19 protein-coding genes are annotated in these 23,876 nt (G+C 59.2%); 4 read left to right on the forward strand and 15 right to left on the reverse strand.

Annotated elements, in window-relative coordinates; genetic code table 11:
- Window positions 1-56: 56 nt before the first annotated feature.
- Window positions 57-1,127 (forward strand): AraC family transcriptional regulator, encoded by a 1,071-nt coding sequence (locus N2599_RS25465; RefSeq protein WP_037142754.1) that lies wholly within the window; start codon window positions 57-59, stop codon window positions 1,125-1,127.
- A gap of 23 nt (window positions 1,128-1,150) precedes the next feature.
- Here N2599_RS25465 and N2599_RS25470 read toward each other — a convergent pair whose 3' ends face one another.
- From N2599_RS25470 to N2599_RS25485, 4 genes are all read right to left on the reverse strand, one after another.
- Window positions 1,151-2,413 (reverse strand): glycerate kinase type-2 family protein, encoded by a 1,263-nt coding sequence (locus N2599_RS25470; RefSeq protein ID WP_027511604.1) that lies wholly within the window; start codon window positions 2,411-2,413, stop codon window positions 1,151-1,153.
- Window positions 2,414-2,574: 161 nt separating this feature from the next.
- Window positions 2,575-3,768, reverse strand: a complete 1,194-nt coding sequence (locus N2599_RS25475) for a NosD domain-containing protein (RefSeq protein WP_027511603.1) — start codon at window positions 3,766-3,768, stop codon at window positions 2,575-2,577.
- 411 nt (window positions 3,769-4,179) lie between these two features.
- Window positions 4,180-5,355 carry a glycerate kinase family protein gene (locus N2599_RS25480; RefSeq protein WP_027511602.1) on the reverse strand — a complete coding sequence of 392 codons (1,176 nt, stop codon included), beginning with the start codon at window positions 5,353-5,355 and terminating at the stop codon, window positions 4,180-4,182.
- A 15-nt stretch (window positions 5,356-5,370) separates the two neighbouring features.
- On the reverse strand, window positions 5,371-6,828 hold the full coding sequence (locus tag N2599_RS25485) for an SLC13 family permease (RefSeq protein WP_027511601.1): 1,458 nt from the start codon (window positions 6,826-6,828) through the stop codon (window positions 5,371-5,373).
- 201 nt (window positions 6,829-7,029) lie between these two features.
- On the opposite strand from N2599_RS25485, the gene N2599_RS25490 reads away from it, so the two are divergent.
- Both N2599_RS25490 and N2599_RS25495 read left to right on the forward strand, forming a co-directional pair.
- Entirely contained in the window at window positions 7,030-8,628 is a 1,599-nt protein-coding gene (locus N2599_RS25490; RefSeq protein WP_027511600.1) for a sensor histidine kinase, read from the forward strand.
- The gene (locus N2599_RS25495) at window positions 8,616-9,293 is read left to right on the forward strand and encodes a response regulator transcription factor (RefSeq protein WP_027511599.1); all 678 of its coding nucleotides are present in this window, start codon (window positions 8,616-8,618) and stop codon (window positions 9,291-9,293) included. The genes N2599_RS25490 and N2599_RS25495 overlap by 13 nt, the downstream gene beginning before the upstream one ends.
- A 136-nt stretch (window positions 9,294-9,429) precedes the next feature.
- Here N2599_RS25495 and N2599_RS25500 read toward each other — a convergent pair whose 3' ends face one another.
- The 10 genes from N2599_RS25500 to N2599_RS25545 form a co-directional block, all read right to left on the reverse strand.
- Complete coding sequence (locus tag N2599_RS25500) at window positions 9,430-10,434, reverse strand: inorganic phosphate transporter (RefSeq protein ID WP_027511598.1); 1,005 nt, start codon at window positions 10,432-10,434, stop codon at window positions 9,430-9,432.
- Entirely contained in the window at window positions 10,434-11,075 is a 642-nt protein-coding gene (locus tag N2599_RS25505; protein WP_027511597.1) for a DUF47 domain-containing protein, read from the reverse strand. The genes N2599_RS25500 and N2599_RS25505 overlap by 1 nt, the downstream gene beginning before the upstream one ends.
- Before the next feature lie 294 nt (window positions 11,076-11,369).
- On the reverse strand, window positions 11,370-12,422 hold the full coding sequence (locus tag N2599_RS25510; RefSeq protein WP_027511596.1) for a sn-glycerol-3-phosphate import ATP-binding protein UgpC: 1,053 nt from the start codon (window positions 12,420-12,422) through the stop codon (window positions 11,370-11,372).
- Window positions 12,422-13,270 (reverse strand): sn-glycerol-3-phosphate ABC transporter permease UgpE, encoded by an 849-nt coding sequence (ugpE, locus tag N2599_RS25515; RefSeq protein ID WP_027511595.1) that lies wholly within the window; start codon window positions 13,268-13,270, stop codon window positions 12,422-12,424. The genes N2599_RS25510 and ugpE overlap by 1 nt, the downstream gene beginning before the upstream one ends.
- A gap of 9 nt (window positions 13,271-13,279) precedes the next feature.
- Window positions 13,280-14,161, reverse strand: coding sequence for a sn-glycerol-3-phosphate ABC transporter permease UgpA (gene ugpA / locus N2599_RS25520; protein ID WP_027511594.1), 882 nt, complete (start codon window positions 14,159-14,161; stop codon window positions 13,280-13,282).
- 65 nt (window positions 14,162-14,226) lie between these two features.
- Window positions 14,227-15,537: a sn-glycerol-3-phosphate ABC transporter substrate-binding protein UgpB gene (gene ugpB, locus N2599_RS25525; RefSeq protein WP_027511593.1), complete on the reverse strand. Its 1,311-nt coding sequence runs from the start codon at window positions 15,535-15,537 to the stop codon at window positions 14,227-14,229.
- Between the two features lie 196 nt (window positions 15,538-15,733).
- The gene (locus N2599_RS25530) at window positions 15,734-16,534 is read right to left on the reverse strand and encodes an inositol monophosphatase family protein (RefSeq protein WP_027511592.1); all 801 of its coding nucleotides are present in this window, start codon (window positions 16,532-16,534) and stop codon (window positions 15,734-15,736) included.
- 29 nt (window positions 16,535-16,563) lie between these two features.
- Window positions 16,564-17,625, reverse strand: a complete 1,062-nt coding sequence (locus N2599_RS25535) for an ABC transporter ATP-binding protein (protein ID WP_027511591.1) — start codon at window positions 17,623-17,625, stop codon at window positions 16,564-16,566.
- Complete coding sequence (locus N2599_RS25540; protein ID WP_027511590.1) at window positions 17,622-19,856, reverse strand: ABC transporter permease; 2,235 nt, start codon at window positions 19,854-19,856, stop codon at window positions 17,622-17,624. The genes N2599_RS25535 and N2599_RS25540 overlap by 4 nt, the downstream gene beginning before the upstream one ends.
- Window positions 19,857-19,938: 82 nt before the next feature.
- Window positions 19,939-20,967 carry an ABC transporter substrate-binding protein gene (locus tag N2599_RS25545; protein WP_027511589.1) on the reverse strand — a complete coding sequence of 343 codons (1,029 nt, stop codon included), beginning with the start codon at window positions 20,965-20,967 and terminating at the stop codon, window positions 19,939-19,941.
- A 185-nt stretch (window positions 20,968-21,152) separates the two neighbouring features.
- On the opposite strand from N2599_RS25545, the gene N2599_RS25550 reads away from it, so the two are divergent.
- Window positions 21,153-22,160, forward strand: coding sequence for a LacI family DNA-binding transcriptional regulator (locus tag N2599_RS25550; RefSeq protein WP_027511588.1), 1,008 nt, complete (start codon window positions 21,153-21,155; stop codon window positions 22,158-22,160).
- Window positions 22,161-22,356: 196 nt separating this feature from the next.
- Here N2599_RS25550 and selD read toward each other — a convergent pair whose 3' ends face one another.
- The gene (selD, locus tag N2599_RS25555) at window positions 22,357-23,418 is read right to left on the reverse strand and encodes a selenide, water dikinase SelD (RefSeq protein ID WP_027511587.1); all 1,062 of its coding nucleotides are present in this window, start codon (window positions 23,416-23,418) and stop codon (window positions 22,357-22,359) included.
- Between the last annotated feature and the right edge of the window lie 458 nt (window positions 23,419-23,876).

A 23,876-nucleotide genomic window follows, 5' to 3' on the forward strand; every position in this document is an offset into this window, starting at 1 on the left:
CATGTAGTGCCCAGCTAGAATAACACGGACTGTATGTCGTCCCACTATTGCAAGCGATGACGAAACTGCTTCATATTTTCGGACAAATTTACCACAGAGAGAGGAAGACGACGATGGCCGAACTCGAAAGGCGCATGATTGCACCGGGATTCGTCGAAGAGGCACTCGAAAGTCTGCGTAGGATGGGGAAACCGACGGCGCCGCTCCTTTCAGCGCTCGGACTGCCGCTGCGTGTCGACCAGCCGATATCGGCCGAGCGTTACGGGGCATTGTGGCTTGCGATTGCTGCCGAGCTCGATGATGAATTCTTTGGAATGGGCGGAAGGCCGATGCGTAGCGGAAGCTTTACGCTGCTCTGCCACTGCGTGCTGCATGCGCCGACCCTTGGCCAGGCGTTGCGCCGGGCGCTGCGCTTCCTCAATGTCGTCCTTGAGGATCCGCGGGGCGAACTCGTCGTACGCGACGGCTTGGCGCAGATCACGCTTCAGGATGCCGGCGACGCTCGCTCGGCATTCGCCTACCGTACGTACTGGATCATTATGCATGGAATTACCTGCTGGCTGGTGGGGCGCCGTATCCCGATTCGGCTCGTCGATTTCCGGTGCGCCGAGCCGAAGCAGGGAGCCGACTACCGGCTCTTCTTCGGTGCCCCTGTCCGGTTTTCTCAACCCGTCAGCCGGCTCGGCATCGACAGCGCCATGCTGCAGCTGCCGGTTTCACGGACCGTACATGCGCTGAAACAGTTCCTGCGTGGCGCACCTGCAAATATCCTCGTGCGCTATCGCTACGATGCCGGGCTCGCCTCGAGCGTTCGCCTCAGGCTGGGGAAGCTGCCGCCGCCGGCCTGGCCGAGTTTCGTGGAGCTTGCAGCGGAGATGCGCATGCCGCCTTCCACCCTGCGCCACCGGCTGAGTGACGAAGGACAGAGTTATGCCGGCATCAAGGATGACATCCGCCGCGACATGGCCATCGACCTTTTGCTCAACACGCCGAAGACGATCGGCGATGTCGCCGCGCAGCTCGGCTATTCCGAGCCCAGCGCCTTCTTCCGGGCGTTCCGCAAATGGATGTCCAAGAGCCCGGACGCCTTTCGCCGGGAGAGCGGGCAGGCGGTACCGACCACGTAGCCGCCGGCGCCGGATCGTCGCTATCAGCCAATCAAGATCGCCCTGAAATCGTTGACATTGGTGCCGGTGGGGCCAGTCTCAAAGAGATCGCCGATAGCCCGGAAGGCCGAATAGCTGTCGTTGCCGTCAAGCAGGCGACGGGGATCGAGCCCGCTTTCGCGCAGGCGCCTGACGGTTGTACCATCGGCAAAGGCGCCGGCATTATCCTGCGAGCCATCGATACCGTCGGTGTCGGCTGCCAGGAGATGGATGCCGTGGCCGTCGATCGCGAGTGCCGCGGCAAGCGCGAATTCTCCGTTGCGCCCGCCTTTGCCGCCTTTGGCACGCAGCGTAACCGTCGTCTCGCCGCCGGAAAGGATGACCACCGGCTTTTCGAACGGCCGGTTGCGGCCAAGCACCTCGCGGGCGATCGCCGCATGGACCAGCGCGACATCGCGGGATTCGCCCTCGATCGAATCCGACAGGATCACGGGGCTGATTCCATTGGACTTCGCAAGTTGAGCTGCCGCCTCGAGCGACACGCCGGCAGAGGCAATGATGTGGTGCGTGTGCGTGGCAAAGACCGGATCATCCGGGTCGGGGGCATCAGCGTTCGGCGAGGCGAGATGGGCAAGGGCTGCCTGGGGTAACTTCAGGCCGTACTGCCGGACGATCTCGATCGCGTCATACCGTGTCGAGCCATCGGCAACGGTAGGACCCGAGGCGACATGGGCGGGATTGTCGCCGGGGATATCCGAGACGATCAGACTGACAACGCGTGCCTTCGTTGCCGCCGCGAGCCGCCCGCCCTTGATCGTGGAAAGATGTTTGCGCACGACGTTCATCGCCGAGATCGGCGCGCCGGAGGCGAGCAGCATTTCGTTGAGCGCGATCTCATTATCGAGCGTCAGGCCTTCTGGCGGTGCCGGCAGAAGCGCCGAGCCGCCGCCGCAGATCAGTGCGATGACCAGGTCGTTCCGCGTCAGGTCCTTCACTGCCTCGGTCAGCCGCCTCGATGCAGCAAGTCCGGCGGCATCCGGCACTGGATGGGCCGCTTCGATGATGTCGATCTTCTGCGTTTCGCAGCCATAGCCGTAGCGCGTCACGACCACGCCATCGAGCGGCCCGTCCCAGACGCTTTCAAGCGCGCGCGCCATCTGCGCTGCGCCTTTGCCGGCGCCGATCACCACTGTGCGGCCTCTCGGCCTTGTGGGCAGGTGCGCCTTGATGCCTGTCAGGGGGTCGGCGGCACGAACGGCGGCGTGAAACAGCGACGTCAAAAAGCTGCGGGGGGATGAAACAATCACACGACAATCTTTCGAATCTCAATCGCCGGGCAGCTTTCGCGCGTCGGCATCTCCTCAAGCTGCAGCTTCCAAGAGATTGGCAGCTTAGGCAAGGTGGTTTGACCAATTTTGTATCGCATGATCGCCGCAGCCTTGGTATTCGCGAGGATGAACTCCGGATATTACCAGCTGCCGGCGGCCGTATTCGCTCCGAGGTCATTGGACGGATCATCGTTGCGGATAAGGCCTTCCGAGCCGCCTTGAAGGTTATTGTTACGGATCACATTGTGCTGCGCGAAATCAAGGCTGCTGACGCTGCTCCCGTAGGGATGTGCCGGGTCTTTAAAGCAATAGCTGCTGTTGCCGTTGCGCGAGTTCAGCCAGACTGCGGGCTTTGCGCCAAACGATGGCCCGTAGCGGAACGTGTTTCCCGTGATTTGATTGAACTGCGGCTTCTGGTGGCGGATGACGCCGCCTTCTCCGCAGTTCCGGTACACGAATATGCCGCCGTTTTCGGGGTGTTCGAATGTGTTGCCGGTGATCTTATTGCTGGCCGAGCCGTCTATGGCAATCAGTTCCCGCTTTTCCGTGACGATACTGAAAACGTTGTTGCTGATCGTGTTGTTGGCGGACTCTGCATCAAGGTAGACCGCGACAGACGTCGATTTGCCGCCAACCCTCGAGTTGACGAGAGCAGCACCCGTCACGCCAGGCCCGATATAGAGAGGGATGCCGCCGGGAGCATTGAAAGCCACATTCTCCAACCGCACGTTTTTTGGGGCGGATGCCTGAGCGAATGCCGTGTGACTGGCCGACAGCGATGATGCTTTCATGACCTCGCCGTTGGCGTTCTCGCCGAGACCATAAACGCGGACAAATCCGTTTATCTTGCAGTTGCGGATGGTGACGCCGGTCGGCGCGTCCCATGGCCCAGAGGTGGTCTTCTTCGAACGAACGATGATCGCCGTCTTTTGCTGCCGCGATCCTCCGGAGCTGACATCGATCGTTCCTCCTCCGCAATCCAGCAGCGATCCGGACGCAGCACGTCCTTCGAACACAAGGGGGTGATTGACGATATCCGCCGCCGACAGCTGTACGCTGCAATTAATCGTGACGGGGTTTGCACCTGGGGTTTTCAGCCTGGTGTGAACGTCGGCGCCGCAGGCCGGTGCCTGGTTTGTATTCTGCGCAGGCGGTGTCGTCGGAATTGTCGGTTCGGTTGATGGATCGATGGGCTGCCCGGTGTCAGCTTGGTGGTTGGTCGGATAGCGGGTCGGTTCACGAAACGCGGCGTCCGCGACCATGGCAAGATCGCTTTGGCAGCCACCCAGAATAAGCCCGATCAGCATCAGGCTTGAGGACTTTGTGGGGCGCATGCTCGTCTCCGGTCGTGGTTCCGCCCCACTCAGATAGAGGCTTATGCTTAACGGAACATAAATAGTGTGCTTCCGCACAGCAATCGCGATTCAGTGTAGGACGATGCGGCGGCGCGAGACATTAACCGTCGCCGAAACGCACTGTCGTACCGCCCGCCCGGGGGCCAAGGAGAACGCCCTGCGGCTCTCGGCGACTGAACGTGAAGCCAAGCAGCGATGCGCATCCGGGCTCGCCATCTTCGCGGGGGTCAGGCCAAGACATATGCCCCTTAGCGGCTACGCAGATAACTTTGCCAATTCTTCCTGCCGCTGCATAATTTCCGGCTGCCGCGCGAAGCTGCCCCCGCTCTGCCGCCTCTGGAATTCAAGGTTATGCGCGCATGCTTCTCAAGCAGGATGAACGCCCGGTATTCAGGATCGCAAGACAAAACGGGTCGCAAGCATTAGACGCACGGCCTGTTCAGCCGCTTCTGCAAGGAGGGTTTCTGTTTCGCGGATCGCGTCTTCCAGCGTACAGGGTCGGTTGAGGATGCTCAACACCGCATCAATTCCGATCTCCCGTGTCGCCTCAACGCCCGAACCGACGGTCCCGGCCAAGGCGAGAACCGGCAGCCTGTGGCGTTTGGCGCGGCGGGCGATTTCCGCCGGAACCTTGCCGTACCGCGTTTGTCCATCAATTCCACCTTCGGCGGTCATCACCAGGTCAGTCTTGGCCAGTCTTTGATCGAGTTTGATATGCCGAAGGATGAGTTCGAAACGGGGATGTAGCTTGGCAAAGGCAAACACGTGAAGGCCCGCCCCAAGTCCACCCGATGCTCCGCCCCCCTTCAAGGCCTCAAGGTCGATATTGAGATCGCGGCGGACAACCCGGGCAAAGGTCTGAAGACCTTCTTCCAGAATTGCCACTTGATCCGGCGTCGCCCCCTTCTGTGGCCCGAATACCCGCGCGACGCCGTTCTTTCCGAGCAGCATATTGTATGGATTGACGGCGACATCTATTCCCACTTTCTCAAGACGACAATCGCGATCGGTTGCATCGATACGGTCGAGCGAACGCAGTGCCGCGCCGTTGCCGGCAATCAGTTGGCCGGCTCGATCCAGGAGGTGGACGCCGAGCGCCTGAGCCATGCCGGCGCCCGCATCGTTAATGCCGGAGTCGCCGCAGCCTAGCAGGATGCGTTCGGCACCGAGATCGAGTGCCGCGCGGATCATTTCACCAACGCCGTAACTCGTTGTTCGAGTGGGGTCCCGCATATCCCTTGGCACGAGACGTAATCCGGCAGCGGCAGCCATCTCGATCACAGCTGTGCGTTTCCTGCGTCCCGAAAGAAAGCCGATGTGAGCATCGACGGGTTGCCCGACCGGGCCGGTCACTGTGATTGAATGCAGTTCGCCCCCCAACAGATCCACCATGGTGCGAACGAAGCCTTCACCACCATCGATCATCGGCATGCGCGTGATCTTTGCCCGGGGTAGTGCATTACGCACGCCCCGAGCGATCGCGTCTGCGACTTCGCGAACGCCAAGCCCCTCCTTGAACCCGGAGGGTGCTACCAGAACACGCAAACGCCTGTGCTTTTTCGACATTGTCAACTCCTGCGGCTACACCGACATCGATTCGATGGCGGGCCAGATGATGAGCACGAAGATCATGATGAGAAGAAAATGGACGGGCAGTAGCACCACGCTGAGCCGAACAAGATCATCCGCGCTATACGCGTTCTCGTCCAGCCGGCCAAAGAGCGCAACCGGCTTTGCGCTCACCATCAGGGTCTGACAAAGGCCAGTCGCAGAGACCATCGTCAGCATCACCATGACGGCATCCGCGCCTGACGCCTGAGCAAGCATCAGGGCCGGCGGCAACAAGATCGACACCCGTGCGGTACGGCTGTGGACGAACAGATGCGAGAACAATCCGATCGCCGCGATCAGCGCCATGAACATGGCAGGCGACAATTCCCCCGCTCGCAGAGGACGGAACACCATCGTGACCAGAGCCTCATTCAGCCCGGAAGTCACGAAACCATCGGCAAGGCAGATCATCGCGGCAAGAAAGATCAAAAGTGAAAGGTCAGTGTCGCGGAGGGCGTCGCGAAATGAGATCGGCCCAACAGAGGGGAAGAAGGCAGCAAGCGCGCCGATAAGCGCTAGCATTGTCGGGTCGATCCCGTGCATGGATTCCGTCAACCAGCCGGCTATGACGGCTGCGGCGATCCAGAAGATCGGCCGTTGCCAGAGCGGTTCGCAGTCCAAGCCTATATGAGCGAGAGCCAGTTCGGCTCGCCGCTCTTGCGCCGTCAAAAAGAGCCGCAGGATAACACTGGTCGAAAGAAATGCGCTTGAAGCGGCAAAAGGCAGGCCCAAAGCAATCCAGTGAAGGTAACTGATCTCCTCGCCAGACAGGCGTCGCACCAAATCGATGGCGATGAGATGTGCGCCGGCACCAAGAGGGGAGGCGAAGGCAGATAAGAGCACGATTGTTGGAAACAGCAGCGCGAAGGCCCTTCGCACCCGGGGGCTGGTACAGTGCTCAGCAATTGCCGCGTAGGCCGGCACCATCATGGCCGCGCGGCCCGATGTGGAGGGAATGACGAAAGCCGTCGCGAGAAGGATCGCGGTCAAGGCGTAGGCGAGGGACTGGACTGACCGCAACCGACCGGCTGCCAGAGCAATGATCCGGTCGGTGATACCGCTCGCCTTAAAGGCTGCCGCCAGCAGGAACGATGCGAGAAGAAGCCAGATCAGCTGGTCGCCAAGAGCGCCGAACAGAGCTTCCGGCTTTCCGGTGACGAGAAGGGTCATTGCAACGGCTGCGGTGACAGCGACAAAGGTGTCATCGAGTGACGTCAAAGTCCACCCGACCAAAGCCAGCGCAAGAATCTGCAGGGAACGCCGAGCTTCCGACGCCATCCCAGATGCAAGAAGCTCAATTGCAACGGCCATCAACACTGCAACGAATAAACTCACCGTTAAACGCCGTCGCGTGGACGCCATAGCCGCGTGCGTTCCAGGTGAAGCCCGCCCGGATAGGGGTTCCGGCCAGGTGGTTGCCTTCTCCATTGAGCTACTCCGCCTAATGATCTTGGCCGGCAGCGTGCGGGCCTCGACATCTGCGGTGCGATCTTAAGCATGGCAGGTTAGAGGACAGGGTGTGTAAGGTTAGAATTTGGAGAGACTCGCCGTTTTGCGGCCTCAACCCTTGTCCTGAAATCTCTAATCGGCAATTGTTACGACGAAGCTCCCAACCAGACACGAGGCAGTATGACCGTCCGGCGGCGCATTCTTCTCTTTCACTTTGTCACAATCGTCTTTGTCGCGATGGTTGTCTGCCTGATGCTGATGACCCTCAAGCTCACCGACGATTTCGTAAATCGCATCGATGGCGTCCATTCTCGCTTCGAGGCGATCAGCGATCTTGATGGGCTTGGCAATAATTACGCCGAACAGTTGGCGGAGGTCCTTTTGCTCGGCCCTGAACAGATGCCGGATTTCCGACTCGCCCGGCAAAAGATGGCGGACGGATTCCGTGTTCTTGCAGAGGTGACGCGCAAGGAGTTCGCCACGCTCGGAAGCCTTGGCGACGTCCAGCAGGAATTGCCTGAAATAGAGTTCGCCGCACGACTTCAGGAATTCTATCGAGCGATCGATCGGGCGGCTGAACGCGTATTCCAGGCACAAGCGGCCGGCCAGCAGGATCGCGCCGTCGATATCTTCCGGCGAAGCATCGAGTATCGCCTCTCCAACGACTTCGAGACCATGCTCAGCGATGCCCGGCAGGAGGAGCGCGGAGAAGTTGCCAAGGAGCTTGACCGGGTACGCAGCACACAGCACACGGTGCTGATTGTTGCCGGGACCTTTTCGATCCTGGTGATTGTGGCGGGCCTGGGTTTGGGTCTGACGCTCCAGCATTCGATCGTCCGGCCGGTCCGCCTCTTGGTGGCCGGTGCGGAAGCAATTGCCAGTGGTCAGCTCGATCATCGCATCCTGACGGGGCGCCGCGACGAATTCCTGGTTCTTTCGCAGAGTTTCAACAAGATGGCGGAGGCAATCGAACGGCAAAGAGCGAGCCTGACATCAGCCCAGGCACGGCTCGAACGCGAAGTCGATCAACGGACACGTGAGCTGCGGCAGGCAAATGACCAGCTTCTGGAGCTCGATAGCAAGCGCAGCCAGTTCCTTGCGGATGCGAGCCACGAACTGCGTACGCCGCTTACAATCTTGCGCGGTGAAGCCGAGGTGGCGCTTCGCGCGAAACCAGGACTTGCTTCTTTCCGCGATGCATTGAACCGCATTCAGCTTTACGCCGCCGACATGGCGCGGCTGCTTGAGGATCTGATCGACTTTACGCGATCGGAGATCGACGACGTCACCTATGATTTCGAAACGGTCGAGGCTGAAGACGTGGTCGTTGCCGCCGTGCACGAAAGTGAAATTCTTGCACGACAAAAGCAGATGGTAGTTCAACTGCTTTCGAGAGCACCGAAGCAATTGATCCGGGCAGATCCCAGACGCTTGAAGCAGGCTTTGATGATTGGGATCGATAATGCGATCAAATATGCCGATCCAGGTGGAAGCATCGACATAGACATTTGTTGCAGCGATGAGATCCTTGTGCTGACCATCCGTGATCATGGTTGCGGGATTGATCCTGCGGAACTGCCTTTTGTGTTCGATCGGTACTATCGCGGAAGGAACAACACCAGCCGCGCAGCCACTGGCCTCGGCATCGGTCTGCCGATTGCAAGGACAATCATCGAACGGCACGGTGGCACCATCGCCCTCGGGCCCGCGCCGCCGCGCGGTGCTGTTCTCACCATCCGGCTGCCTGTCGCAGAAAGGAAAATCGCATGCGAATCCTGATTATCGAAGATGACCGGCGGATTTCGAGCTTCCTAACGCGCGGTCTCGAGGCCGAAGGCTATCATGTGCAACTTGCAGAGGATGGACGCGACGGCCTCGAACGGATCCGTCATGAGGCTTTCGATCTAGTCATACTCGATCGAATGATTCCTTATGTGAATGGGATCGAAGTGTGCCGCATCATCCGGCAGGAGCGACGTTCCGTGCTCGTCCTTATGCTCACCGCCAAGGAAAGCGTCCGCGATCGTGTGGATGGCTTTCAAAGCGGTGCTGACGATTATCTCATAAAGCCCTTTGCGTTCGACGAACTGATTGCACGGATCGAGGCTCTGCGCAGACGTCGCCCAACGATCGAGCGCACTGATCTCCTCCAGGTCGGTTCACTGACCCTCGACCCGGCAACACGCCGCGTCACGAAGTCGGATCGGGAGATCGAATTCACCGTGCGGGAATTCGAATTGCTCCGCTACCTTATGCTCAATGCCAACAAGGTGGTCAGCCGTCAGCGGCTGCTGAACAACGTCTGGAATTACGATTTCGACCCCGGAACAAAAATCGTCGAAGTCTATATCCGCTATCTGAGGCGCAAGCTCGACGGGGGCGGTCAGTTGGCCATTCGAACTGTTCGGGGGGTAGGCTACACCCTGGTCGATCGCGTATCATAGCATGGTGGAAGGAACGGGGCCGCTGGCCGCGACGACCTTGGGTGGCGGGTATCGCTGCATCCGCCAACAGATCGAATTTCTGGCTCACCTGCAAACATCAAAGATAGATTCATTTTTGCTCCATCTCACCTGCGCGCTATTCAAAGAGACTGGAACTCCAGTAGAAGAGCGCCGAGATGAGTGCCGCAGCCGGAAGCGTGATCACCCAGGCGATGACGATATTTCCAGCCAGTCCCCAGCGCACCGCGGAGAGCCGTCTTGCGGCGCCGACACCGATTATCGCGCCGGTGATCGTATGCGTGGTCGAGACGGGAATGCCGAGCCATGTGGCGCCGAAAAGCGTCAGCGCGCCGCCTGTTTCGGCGCAAAATCCCTGCATCGGATTGAGGCGAGTGATTTTGGAGCCCATCGTGTGGACGATACGCCAGCCCCCGAACAGCGTTCCGAGCGCCATGGCCGCTTGGCATGAGAGCACCACCCAAAACGGCACGTGAAAACTTTGGCCGAGATAACCCTGCGAATAAAGCAGGACTGCGATAATGCCCATCGTCTTTTGCGCATCATTGCCGCCATGGCCGAGCGAGTAGAGCGAGGCTGAGGCGAATTGCATGACGCGAAAAGTTCGATCGACGGCGAAAGGGGTCTGGCGCACGAAGATCCACGACACCACCAGCACCAGAATAAGTGCGAGGAAAAAGCCAATCAGAGGCGACATGACGATGGCGCTCGCGGTCTTCAAAAGCCCGCTCCAGACGATCGAGCTCAAGCCGGTCTTCGCAAGCCCGGCGCCAACAAGCCCGCCGACAAGGGCGTGAGAGGAGCTGGAGGGAATGCCGAAAATCCAGGTGACAATGTTCCAGATGATCGCTCCCATCAATGCCGCGAAGATCACTTGCGGGGTGACAATGCCCGGATCGATGATGCCGGTACCAAGGGTTTCTGCCACATGCAGCCCAAAAAACAGGAATGCGATGAAATTGAAGAAAGCTGCCCAAAAGACGGCATAGTGGGGCCGCAGCACGCGGGTCGAGACGATGGTCGCGATCGAATTGGCGGCGTCGTGCAGGCCGTTGAGAAAATCAAAGAACAGCGCGATCGCAATGAGTCCCGCGAGCAGGGGGAAGGCGAGTGCAACCTCCATCAGACGTTCTCGATCACGATACCACTGATCTCGTTGGCGACGTCCTCGAAGCGATCGACGACCTTCTCCAACTCCCCATAGATCTCGCTGCCGATGATATAGGCCATTGGATTCGAGGCGCCGTAGCGACTGAAGAGATCCTTGAGTCCCCGTTCATGCAGGTCATCCGAATGGCCCTCGACCCGGGTGATATCCTCAGCGATGGCGGTAAGACGAGGCGCATTGGATCCCATGCGGTCCAGCAGGGGAATGGCCTCCGCAATTAGATGGGCCGCCTCGACGATTGCCGCGCCCATCTCCTGCATGCCGGGATCGAAGGTTTTCTGCTGGAAAAGACGGATGGTCTTGACCGTCTTTTGCATCATGTCGATCGCGTCATCCATCGACTGGATGAGGTCCTTGATGTCGCCACGGTCGAATGGGGTGATGAAGCTTCGCCGGATGGAAAGCAGCACCTCGCGCGTTATGTCGTCAGCTTCATTCTCCAGCCGGACGATCGTCTCGCAATGGCGCTCGATCTCGCTGCCAGCCAACAACTGGTTCAACGCTTCGGCGGCTCCGACAACGGTGCGCGAATGTTGAGCGAAGAGATCGAAGAAACGATCTTCGCGCGGCATCAGTCTACGAAACCAACTGAGCATCGCTATCCCATTTGTTTGTCACATATCTGTCATAATGAAGCGGTGCCGCCCTGAAAAGCAGCAGGTGCTCTTATTCCGCACATATTCGCAGTTGGCTGCATGGCTTTGGCGCAAGGCCGCGCGGGTGCAAAGCGATCGTGAGCCTCAAACGCGGTCCCAAGGACGAACGCTCGGTGGCGCCCCGGTATCTTGGCCTACAAGGCTAAGTGAAGGGGCGATTGCAAGAGCTGCCCGTGTGGTGCTCAGCGTCGACATCTCATCGAGCGAATACTGATATCCACCAGCCGATCCGGCCTACCATGTCATACGCCTGCCACCGTCATCGAAGAGGTGAAGGCTTTCGGCAGCCGCGGAGACGGACACATGCTCGTCAATCGCGATCCGGGACCGGCCCGGAACCCGAAAGACAATCGGCTGACCGTTCGCAAGCAAACCGTGGACATAGCTCTCGGCACCAACGAGTTCGACGGCGCCAACTTGCGCATCTGCCTTGAAGGTATCGGTCACCCCATCTTGCCAAATATGGAGGTCCTCCGGCCGGATCCCCAGCGTGACGGCACTGGCAGGGAGCCTGATGGCGGGCGAAAGCGAAAAGCCGTTGCGATCACCCGTCCTGTCCCACAGGTTCATCGAGGGTGAACCGATGAAGGTTGCAACGAAGGTCGTTGCCGGTTTCTCGTAAAGCTCGATCGGTGTGCCGATCTGATCGATCTGGCCACCGTTCAGCACCACAAGACGATCGGCCAGCGTCATCGCCTCCATCTGGTCATGCGTCACGTAGACGCTCGTCGTCGCCAGCGAACGTTGTAGACGTTTGATCTCGACGCGCATTTGCACGCGGAGCTTGGCATCAAGGTTCGACAGCGGTTCGTCAAACAGAAAAGCGGCGGGCTCTCGCACGATGGCGCGCCCCATCGCGACACGCTGACGCTGCCCGCCCGACAACTGCCGCGGCTTGCGCTCAAGAAACCCCTCGATCTCGAGCGCCCTCGCTGCCTTTTCGATGCGACGCTCGATTTCGTCTCTTGGTGTGTTGCGGTTCTTCAGGCCGTAAGCAAGGTTCTGCCGAACCGTCATATGCGGGTAAAGCGCATAGTTCTGGAAGACCATGGCGATATCACGCTCGGATGGCTCCAGCCGATTGACCACGCGATCGCCAATGGCGATTTCGCCCGACGTGATGCCTTCGAGGCCGGCGATCATGCGCAGCAACGTGGACTTGCCGCAGCCTGAAGGTCCGACGAGCACGACGAACTCGCCGTCTGCGATTTCCATCGAGATACCTTTGATGGCTTCGATACCGGCGCCGTATGTCTTCCGGACATCGTTGAGGGTGATCCTGGCCATTACTTTTCCGTCTCCACAAGACCTTTTACAAACCAGCGCTGCATGAGCACCACGACGAGAATGGGCGGGATGATCGCAAGGATCGCCGTCACCATCACGTAATTCCAAGGGGTCGCCGCATCGGCGAAGTCCATCATCTTTCGAAGAGCGATGACAATCGTGTTCATCTTCGCGTCATTGGTGACAAGCAGCGGCCAGAGATATTGCGTCCAGCCATAGATGAAGAGGATCACGAAGAGTGCCGCAATATTCGTCTTCGACAAGGGTAGTAATATATCGCGCATGAAGCGGAAGGGGCCGGCACTGTCGATGCGTGCGGCTTCGAGTAATTCGCCGGGGATTGTCAGGAAGAACTGGCGGAAGAGGAAAGTCGCCGTGGCAGATGCCATCAGCGGCAGCGTCAATCCGGCGTAGGTGTCGATCATGCCGAGGTCGACGATCACCTTATAGGTCGGGAGGATACGGACCTCGACCGGCAGCATCAATGTGACGAAGATCATCCAGAAGAACGCCATGCGCAACGGAAAGCGGAAAAAAACGATCGCGAAGGCTGAGAGGAACGAGATCAGGATCTTTCCGACCGCAATCAGGACGGCCACCACGAAGGTGTTGAAGAGCAGCCGCTCAAGACTAACTCCAACGACCTGTTCAACACCGCCTGAAAGTGCGGTGCCGTAATTCTCCGCGAAATGATCGCCAGGCAAGAGCGAGATGGGGGGCCTTATGATCTCCGCCGACGTCATCGTCGAGGCGACGAAGGTGTAATAGATCGGGAAGGCGACGATGATGATGCCGATAATCAGCATCAGATGGCCGACAAGGCTGGCAATGGGGCGTTTTTCGATCATCGCCGCGCCTCACGCATAATGCACGCGCTTTTCGACGAAGCGGAACTGAAACGCGGTCAATGCGATGACGATGATCATTAGGATGACGGATTGAGCGGCCGACGAGCCGAGATTGAGGTTCACGAAGCCGTCATTGTAGACCTTGTAGACCAGCGTTTCGGTGGCCTTGGCAGGGCCGCCGCCGGTCACTGCATGGATGATGCCGAAGGTGTCGAAGAAGGCGTAGACGGTGTTGACGACGAGCAGGAAAAAAGTCGTCGGTGCCAAAAGTGGAAAAACGATCGTCCAGAAGCGTCGATTACCCCGCGCCCCGTCGATTGCCGCAGCCTCGATCAGCGATTTGGGAATGGCTTGCAGGCCGGCGACGAAGAACAGGAAGTTATAGCTGATCTGCTTCCATGCAGCCGCCACGATGACGAGCAACATCGCCTGATTGCCGTTGAGCAGCGGATCCCACAAGAAGCCGTTGCGCCGCAGAAGATAAGCAAAGGTGCCCATCGCCGGATTGAACATGAAAAGCCAGAGCATGCCGGCCACGGCGGGCGCAACCGCGTAAGGCCAAATCAGCAGGGTGCGGTAAAAGGTCTGACCGCGCACGACCTTGTCTGCGGCTGTTGCGAGCGCCAGCGCGACGATCATCGAGAGCATTGCCGTCAGCAGACTGAAGATGATCGTGACCTGTAGCGAATGCAGGTAATTGGGATCTGCAAACACGTCGCGGAAATTCGCAAGGCCGACGAAGCCGCCTTTCAAACCGAACGGATCTTCGCGCCGCACTGATTGGTAGAGCGCCTGGCTCGCAGGCCAGAAGAAGAACACAACAGTCAGGACGATTTGCGGAGCGACCAGGAAATAGGGAAGGATCTTGTTTGGAAAAACAACGCGCTGCACGGCGAACTCCTTGGCGTGAAGGACCGCCCGCAGCGTTTAAGCCGCGGGCGGAATTACGTCGGCGATTATTGGCTGACGGCCTGCTTGATGGCGGCGTTGCCGCGTTCGACAGCCTTGTCGAGTGCCGTTTTTGCGTCCTGCTTTCCCGCAAGCATTGCCTCGAACTCCTCGTTCATGATGTCGCGGACCTGCGGCAGGTTCGGGAGGCGCACGCCCTTGGAATTTTCGGTCGGTGCCTTGCCCATCATCTGCAGGATCGGTGTTTGCCGGCCAGGGTTCCTGTCGTAGAAGCCTGACGTCTTGGTTTCCTCATAGGCGGCCATCGTTACGGGCATGTAACCGGAAACCTGATGCAACCGTGCCTGGATCTTCGTTTGCGACAAGAAATGGAAGAATTCGGCGATGCCTTTGTATTCAGCACCGCTCTTGCCGGCAAAGACCCAGAGACTCGCTCCCCCGGGAATCGTGTTTTGCGGCCGCCCTTCGCCTTCATAATAGGGCAACTGTCCGATGCCGTAGTTCATGCCGGATTTGACGATGTCGCCGAGACCGCCTGACGATTCCGTCATGATGCCGCATTCACCGGAGGTGAAGAGCTGTTTGGCTTCCGAGGTGCGCCCGCCGTAACGGAAGGTGCCATCCTTGGCGAGGTCGGCGATTGCCTGAAAATGCTGGACGAACAGGGGGCTGTTGAAGGCGAGCGTCACGTCCGTTCCGCCAAGGCCGTTTTCGTTTGAACCGTAGGATAGGTTGTTCCAGGCTGCGAAATTCTCCGTCTGGATCCAGGTGAGCCAAGTGGAGGTAAAGCCGCAGGATGATGCGCCGCTCGCTTTGATCTTCTTGGCGGCCTCGAACACGTCCGGCCACGTCTTCGGTGGATTTTCCGGATCAAGGCCGGCTTTCTTGAACATGTCCTTATTGTAATAGAGGATTGGCGAGGAAGAATTATAGGGGAAGGACAGCATCGTGCCGTCCGGCTTTGAATAATAGGCAACGATACCTGGCAGATATTCCGACTTGTCGAACTTGTAGCCGCCCTGTTCGAGCACTTCGGCCGCGGGCATGATTGCGCCTTCGGCCCCCATCATGACCCCGCTGCCGGCGTCGAAGACCTGAAGGATGGCGGGCGCCTGCTTGGCGCGGAAGGCGGCGATGCCGGCATTCAGGGTTTCCGGATAGCTGCCCTTGAAGACCGGAACGATCTTGTAGTCATTCTGGCTTGCGTTGAATTCCTTTGAAATCTGCTCAACGGCCTCGTTGTTTGCGCCGGACATGGCGTGCCACCACTGCAGCTCGGTGAGTGCAAACGCGTGCGATGCTGCGCCAAACGAAAGGGCCACAGCCGCTGTCGATGCGAGAATTGTACGAATGGACATTAATTCCTCCCTGTTTGTTGGTGAAGCCGGCAAGCCGGTTTCTAAATATTCCACGGACGATCCTCCTCGATCGGCTGTGGAAATTCTGTTTAACGGTCGTCCGAAGGACAAAATGCCGGTGCCGCTGCACACGCGTTCGACGCAAGTTAGCGCCCCTTCAGGCTCTGTCCAGCGGCACATGGATTGTGTGCCCGTTTCATAGGCCTGCGACCTGTCGCAGGTCATTGATAGCTCCGGGCGCAGCGGCGAGAACCGGCGCCCCTTTCGTCAGCTGTTCATCTTCCGTCGGGAAGGAATGGTACCAGCCGCCGGCTTCCTTCACCAAGCAATAGCCCGCCAGGCAGTCCCAGGCGTGCATGTAAGGCTCGTAATAGCCGACGAGACGGCCAGCGGCCACATAGGCAAGCATCAGCGCACCCGAGCCGTTGCGGATGAAATTGCCGCCTGCCGAAAGCAGGCTCTCGACCATCTTGCCCACGAAAGCTGGCGTCACGTAGTTGTTCGCGCCAATGCCCGTTACGCTGTTGCGGATGGTGCGCGAGGGATCGAGCGAGAGCTTCTTGCCGTTCAACGTCGCGCCAAGCCCTATTGCGGCCGCGTAAAGCTCATCGTGGCATGGCGCGCAGATGACGCCGACGACCGGAACGCCCCCGTGCAACAGCGCGATCGAAATGCACCAGTTCGGCATGCCGTTTACAAAAGGGCTGGTGCCGTCGATCGGATCGACCACCCATGTAAAGCCCGAGGTGCCGACTTCGAGCCCATATTCCTCGCCAAGTACGCCGTCAGCAGGATAGATCTCGTTGAAACGGCCGCGGATCAGGTTTTCGACCTCCCGATCGGCGATCGAGACGACATCCTGCGGGTCGCGCTTGGTTTCAATCACCAGCGTCTCACGGCGCTTGAAGTAATCGAGCGCCATAGCGCCCGCTTCGCGGGCTATAACTTCTGCGAGTGCCAGCCTGGCTTCGAGACCTGGTACGACATGCGACGTCATGAATATTTCCCTTGATAAAAATGCGGTGTTCAGCCGCCGATGATGGCAATTCCGCGATCCTTGAAGCCGATCTCCACCTCTGTCAAAGGCGGAAGCGCTGTTTCCACCGCCGGATCGACGACGAAGAGCGTGCCGTTGGCTGTCTTCACTTCATATTCCACGTGATCGCCGAGATAGGCCGCATGGGTGATCTGTCCGTTGAAAGTGCCGCCATTCCGCACTGACAGCGTAATGGCGTTCGGGCGCACCGCGAGCTGTGCCGGTCCGGTGCGGACATTGCGGCCGGGGACGCGTCGCACCAGGCCCTCGACGTTGATCGTCGCGTCCCCGCCTTCGACACCAACAACATCACAGGGAATGACGTTTGCCTCGCCCATGAAGTCGGCGATGAATGCGGAGCTCGGCTGATCGTAGAGATCGCGCGGCGCACCTTGCTGGGCCACTTCGCCGTCCTTCATGACGATGATTTGGTCGGACACGGCGAGCGCCTCGTCCTGGTCGTGGGTGACATAGACGGCCGTGAAGCCGAGGCGTTGCTGCAGTTCGCGGATTTCCGTCCTCACCCGGCGGCGAAGCCGCGCGTCGAGGTTTGACAGCGGTTCGTCGAGAAGCAGCACCTGTGGTTCGAGCACAAGGGCGCGGGCAACGGCGACGCGCTGCTGCTGACCGCCGGAGAGCTCGGCAGGCAAGCGCTGACCCATGCCGGCGAGGCCGACGAGCTCCAGGCCCTCTTCGGCGCGATCGCAGGCCTCCTTGCGCTTCAATCCCGAGGATTCAAGGCCATAGGCGACGTTATCAAGTGCCGTCATATGGGGGAAGAGCGCGTAGGACTGGAAGACCATCGAGACGTCGCGCTCGTTTGCCGGCAGCATCGTCACATTCTTGCCGCCGATCAGGATGCGCCCGGCGGACGGATGTTCGAGGCCCGCCAGCATGCGCAACGTCGTCGTCTTGCCGCAGCCGGAGGGGCCGAGCAGCGTGACCAGGGTGCCAGGCTCGATTGTCAGCGACAGGTCGGGGATCGCCGTAAAGGCGCCGAAGGTCTTGCGAACGTTTTGGAAAACGACGGAACCGGGCTTGTTGGTGCTCATGCGGTTTTCTCCTGACCGAGAGGTGCGGTGGCAGTGGGCACGGCAAGTGCAACACGGTTTTCGCGCCGCAGCCGCCGTTCGCCGACGAGAAGCTGGAAGCCTGCGATGACTGCGACCATGACGATGATCAGCGTTGAAGAATAGGCGATGGCGACGCCGTATTCGCCGTTCTCGACGAGACCGATGATATAGGATGTCGCCATGTTGTATTGAGCGCTAACGAGGAAAACGACAGCGCTGATTGAGGTGATGGCGCGCACGAAGGAATAGACCAGTGCTGCTGTGATCGCTGGCCGCAGCAGAGGCAGGATAACCTTGCGGATCGTGCGGAAGCTATCAGCGCGCAGCGTCAGCGAGGCTTCATCGAGGCTCTTGTCGAGTTGGCTCATGGCTGCCACGCCGCCGCGCACGCCAACCGGCATGTTACGGAACACGAAGCAGGCGACAAGAATCAATGCCGTGCCAGTCATTTCGAGGGGCGGCAGGTTGAAGGCCATGATGTAGCTGATGCCGATGACGGTGCCTGGGATCGCAAAGCTCATCATCAGCGCGAATTCGAAGAGGCTCCGCCCCGCAAACTTCTGCCGCACGATGAGATAGGCAGTCAAAAGGCCGACAGCGGCGGTGAGCGGGGCGGAGATCAGGGCGATCTCCATCGTCGTCCAGAACGAATTCCAGGCGACCCCCGTCCACGCTAGGCCGCCGTCATCCCGCAACCCGATCGAAAATGCACGCAGATAGTGTTCAAATGTTAGCGAGTTGTCGAGCCCCCAGGTACGCACGAAACCGCCGAAAAGGATCATCGCGTAGACGACGATCGTGAAAATCATCCAAGGGACGACGATCGCATGGACGGCGATTGAAAGACTGCGCGGTAGCGCGATATGCTGGCCGGAATCGCCCTTGCCGGTAACCGTCGCAAAATTCTTGCCCGATAGCCAGAAACGCTGTGCCAGGAACGCCGAAAGCGTGAAGCAGAGCAGGATCATGGCAAGGACTGCTGCCCGCGATGGGTCGTTTTGCGAGCCGACGACGGCAAAGAAGATTTCGGTCGACAGCACGCCATGGCTTCCGCCGAGCACCAGCGGATTGCCGAAGTCCGCCATGCTTTCGATGAAGCCGATCAAGAAGGCATTCGCCAGGCCCGGCTTCATCAGCGGCAACGAGACACGCCAGAAGGTGCGCCAGCGACCGGCGCGCAGGGTCTGCGATGCTTCCTCCATCGACGGGCTGACCCCTTCGACCACGCCGATCAGTACGAGGAAGGAGATCGGGGTGAACGAGAGCACCTGCGCGATCCAGATGCCGGTCAGGCCATAGAGCCAACGGCCGGGCTCAACGCCGAGCAGCGAGGAGACGAACTGTGTTGCAATGCCCGAACGGCCGAAAAGCAGGGTGAGCGAAAGGCCGACGACGAACGGCGGCGTGATGATCGGCAAGATCGTGAGCAGGCGCAGGCTTTTCTTGAAGGGAAAGTGCGTGCGGGTGGCGACTAGGGCGAAGCAGAGTCCAAGCGTTGTCGACGCCGACGCCGTCGTGATCGCGAGCCATAAGGTGCGCCAGGCGACACCGCATCGCTCGCCGCCGGCGATACAACCGACGCTCCAGACGGACGAATCCTGGATATTGCTGACAAAACCATGCGGATTGAAGGAACCGTCGAAGTCCTGGAAGGCGCCAACGAACATGCTACCGATCGGATAGAAGACGAAGACGGTGACGAGAAGCACGAGCGTGGCAATGGCCCCGGAGACGAAGGCGTCACCCTTCAGAACACCGCGCTCGGCGAGGCCGAAGGCAAAGAACAGCACGAAAACGAAGCCGATGACGACCGCTCCGGCGCCGATGGCGGGCTGGCCGTCTGGCAATGCCCCAAAGAACCTTTCGCTGAGTGTCCAGGTCCAGCCGGAAAAACCGATCGCAAGTCCCTGCAGCGCCAAAAGGAGAAGACCAAGGCCGCCTGCCCACGCAACCAAGGTACCGCGGCGCGCTGGATCGGGGAGGAGGCGCGCGATGCCGCCAAGCAAAACAAAGAAAACGGCGATCGCGAGCCACCATCGGCCATGCTGGACGATCTGGAGTATGCCGGGCGCCGTGGAGGGATCACCCGGGAAGCTAGACAGCCAGCCAAGGCCGAAGAAGCCGCCTTCGATCCGATACCACGGGAGCAGCATCAGGGCGGCAACAGCAAAAACGAGAGCGGTATCCAGTCTGCGAGTGTGGTTCTTCATGAAATGCGCTCCCGGCCTTGCCGCATTGACCCGCCAGCCGGCGCCTTCCGCCAGCCGGCCATAGGCCCCTCTGATCAAAAGATCAGTTTGCCTTCGCGCCAATGTCCTTGTCCCAACGCGAAAGCAGCGCCTTGCGCTTGTCCGGCTCGCCATAGGTCTTGAAATCGTAATCGATCAGCTTGATGTCCTCGAACTTCGGCGATTCCTTCGGCACTTCCGCCGACTTGTTGGATGGCAGCTGGAAGGACTTCGCATCCTTCATGTGCGATTGAACATCGGCGGACAGCGCCCAGTCATACCACTTCTTGGCGTTTCCGACGTTCTTGGCGCCCTTGATGATCGACATGGAGCCGATTTCGTAACCGGTCCCCTCGCAAGGCGCGACCGATTTGACCGGGAAGCCTTCCACCGTCTGGGCGACTGCGTCGTGCATGAAAACGACGCCGATCGTTGCTTCGCCGCGGGCGGCGGCCTTGACCGGCGCCGAGCCTGATTTTGTGTATTGCGAGATGTTGGCGTTGAGCTTGCCAAGATACTCGAACGCCTTGTCCTCGCCCATGATCTGTACAAGCGTTGCAAGGGCGGTATAGGCCGTGCCCGATGAGTTGGGGTTGGCGATCTGGATCTCGCCCTTGTAGGATGGATCGAGGAGATCAGCCCAGCATTTCGGTTCTTTCAGCCCCTTCTTTTGCAGCACGTCGGTGTTGTAGCCCCAGCCGAGCGCGCCGGCATAGACGCCGACTGTACGGTAATTTGCGCTTTCGGCTTGCTTCTTTGCCCAATCCTGAAGCTGGTCGAGCAGTGGCGACTTGTATTCCTGCGTTAGCCCTTCGCTTGCGGCCTGGAGATGCGGGTCGCCCGTGCCGGCCCACCAGATATCGGTCTTTGGGTTGCGCGCTTCGGCGCGGATCTTTGCATAGGTTTCGCCGGACGACAGCCGAACCATGTTCACCTTGATGTCCGTTTCCTTCTCGAAGCGGTCCTTCATCATCTCACAGATAACGACATCTGCGGAGCAGATGAGATTGAGGTCCCCAGCGGCGTGGACCGAATAGGCGCCAAAAGTCACACTCGCGACAAGCGCTGCCGCGGCAATTTTTACCGAACCCATTATTTCCTCCTGATTATCACGGCGCCTCCACGCCGTCCGCTCGTTGCAAGCGTGTGCAAATGGTGCATGAGGCGCCAAAAACTGTCAATCACATTCTTCATAAAACCTTCATAAAGCATCGCTGCAAGACGGCTTGCACGCTATTGCAAAGCGTAGCAAAATCCGATGAGGGGATAGGAGGAGCTGTGTCGTCCAAGATTTTTGTCAGCGCTGACGAAGTTGCCAAAAGAGCAGGGGTGTCGCGCTCCGCTGTTTCGCGGGCTTTCACGCCCGGGGCGAGCGTATCGGCCGAAACACGGCGAAAGGTAATGGAAGCCGCCGACGAGCTCGGCTATCACGTCAACCATCTGGCGCGCGGGCTGATGCGGAATGAAAGCGGCATCGTCTGCCTCATTGTTTCAGAGGTCGCCACGCCCTATCGTTCGGCCTTGCTGCGGGAATTGACGCAGCAGCTGCAGAGCGTCGGCAAAGTTGCGATGCTCGTGAACACGGATCGGTCGGACGGGAGTGTGGATCGGGCTTTAAGCCAAGCCATTCGGTATCGCGCAGATGCTTCAATCATACTATCCGGGCTGCCGGATAAATCGATCACGCAGCTTTGCCTGAGAAACGGACAAAGGCTCGTCTTGATCAATCGCGACGATGATCAACCCGGTCCGCTTCGCATCAATCTCGATGATTATGAAGCAGCGGGACGAGTGGTAACAGCCTTTCTTCGTGCTGGCTGCAGCAAGCTTGCGTTCGCGAACTCGGAAGCGGGCACGCCTAGCCTCATGGCGCGGGAACACGGTTTCATTGCCGCTGCGAAAACTTTCGGCTTGGATGTCATTGTTGAGCGCTATGGCTGGACAGGATACGAGGCCGGCAAGATCCTGGCGCAGCGCATGTTGACCAGAAAGGATCGTCCGGATGCAGTTTTCTGCGCCACCGATCTTCTTGCCTGTGGTTTTATGGATGCAGCCAGGCATCAGTTCTCAATGACCATACCAAATCAGCTTTGCATTGTGGGCTTTGACGATATCGAGCAGGCATCCTGGTCTTCCTACCAGTTGACGACCTTCGCGCAGCCCGTGGAGGCAATCGCGCGGCAAGCCGTTGCTTGGCTTGGAAATGATGCGGAAAGTCGAGCCGAAAACCAATCCCTGAGGTTGCACGCTCAACTGGTTTGGCGTGGCTCAGTCAGAGGAGGCTGAGAATACTAGGCACGTGAGCGCCTGGGCCAGACCAGCCGCCAGTCTTCGATCCTGTGCAGCATTCAGAAAAGCCGAATGGCGACAGATCGCCATCTGTCCCTTGCCGCGAGCGCGAACTTCCGGTTCTGCATTGTTTCAATCGAGGGCGGCCACGACAATGAAATCGATCTTGTGTGCGCCGAAACGCGGAACTCGCTCAGGCAGCGACGCGCAGTCCAGACCCGCCATCCTCGACCACACCGATGATCCGCGCTGCGGGATAGCCTACCGCAACGATCTTTCCGAGCAATTCTTCCGCTTGAGCCATGCTGCATGAAACGAGCAGACCCCCGGAGGTCTGGGGGTCGGTGAGTATATGGCGCTGCCATATTGGGAGGTTGTCGGGCAGGGAAACGTTCATACCGTAGCTTGCCCAGTTCCGCTGCGATGCGCCGGTCACGAAACCCTGCTCGGCGAGTTCGGCGGCGCCGGCAAGAAGAGCCATGTCCCTGACTCTAAGCGATATCCGCTTGTTCGATCCCTGAGCCATCTCAAGGGCGTGACCAAGAATGCCGAAGCCGGTGACGTCTGTCATGGCGTGGACGTCGGCATCCAAGGCGAGTTCTGCTCCGACGCTATTGAGGAGCGTCGTTGACGCGATGAGTTCGCCATAGGCGTCCGGTGGCAGGGCGCCTTTCTTGAAGGCTGCCGAATAGATACCCACGCCGAGTGCCTTCGTCAGGATCAGCGCATCGCCAGCTCTTGCGTCACTGTTGCGGCGCAGGCCGGAAACCGGGCAAGTGCCGACGACCGCTAGGCCGTAAATCGGCTCCGGCGAATCGATCGAATGACCGCCTGCGACGGGAATGCCGGCCTCTGCACAGATGGCGCTGCCGCCATTCAATATCTCCCGTACCGTTTCGGTGGGCATTTTGTCGATCGGCATGCCGAGAATGGCGAGTGCCATCAGCGGCCTGCCGCCCATGGCATAGACGTCGGAGATCGCGTTGGTGGCGGCAATGCGGCCAAAATCGAAGGGGTTATCGACCATCGGCATGAAGAAATCGGTGGTCGCGATCAGGCAGGTTTCATCGTCAAGCTGCCAGACGGCGGCATCGTCGCCTGTTTCCGTTCCCACGAGCAACCGGGCGAAGGGCGCGGCCGCGGCTTGGCCCGCAAGCAATTGCTGTAGAACAGACGGCGCCAGCTTGCAGCCGCAGCCGCCGCCATGAGCGAGCGCCGTCAGGCGGAAGGGCGATGTTGCAGCAGGATTATCCATGATGGCCTCCCATAAAGGTCGCAATCGGATACTGCCGAATCCGCCACAGCGGTTCGCAGTTCTGTATTGTCGAAAAATTCCAATGTTACGGAAAACGGGTGGGGGCACGATCCCGGGGCTCCGCCATTTCCGGCGGGTCCTGATGCGGCAGCGCAATGCGCAAAGCCCCGAAACTCGGGAGCGGCAAGCAAACCCATTCGATTATTATCATCGCTTTAAAGCTGGACGTCAATTTTTGTCATGGTGGCGACGCGCTGCATATCCATCAACTTCGAAGCGTTTCGACGGTTGGATGAAGATATTCCCGACTGATCGCACAGCTTTCCGGATTCCAGCCAGTTACATTCACAATTTTGAGCTTCTTATTGATTTGACAATAAAATGTGCTGACCTAGTTTCTAAAAATCGAGCTACGTCTCGAATTGCAGAGAGTGTCTCCAATTCTCCGGCTTGCCGTA

It is taken from the genome of Rhizobium sullae (assembly GCF_025200715.1).
Classification (GTDB): domain Bacteria; phylum Pseudomonadota; class Alphaproteobacteria; order Rhizobiales; family Rhizobiaceae; genus Rhizobium; species Rhizobium sullae.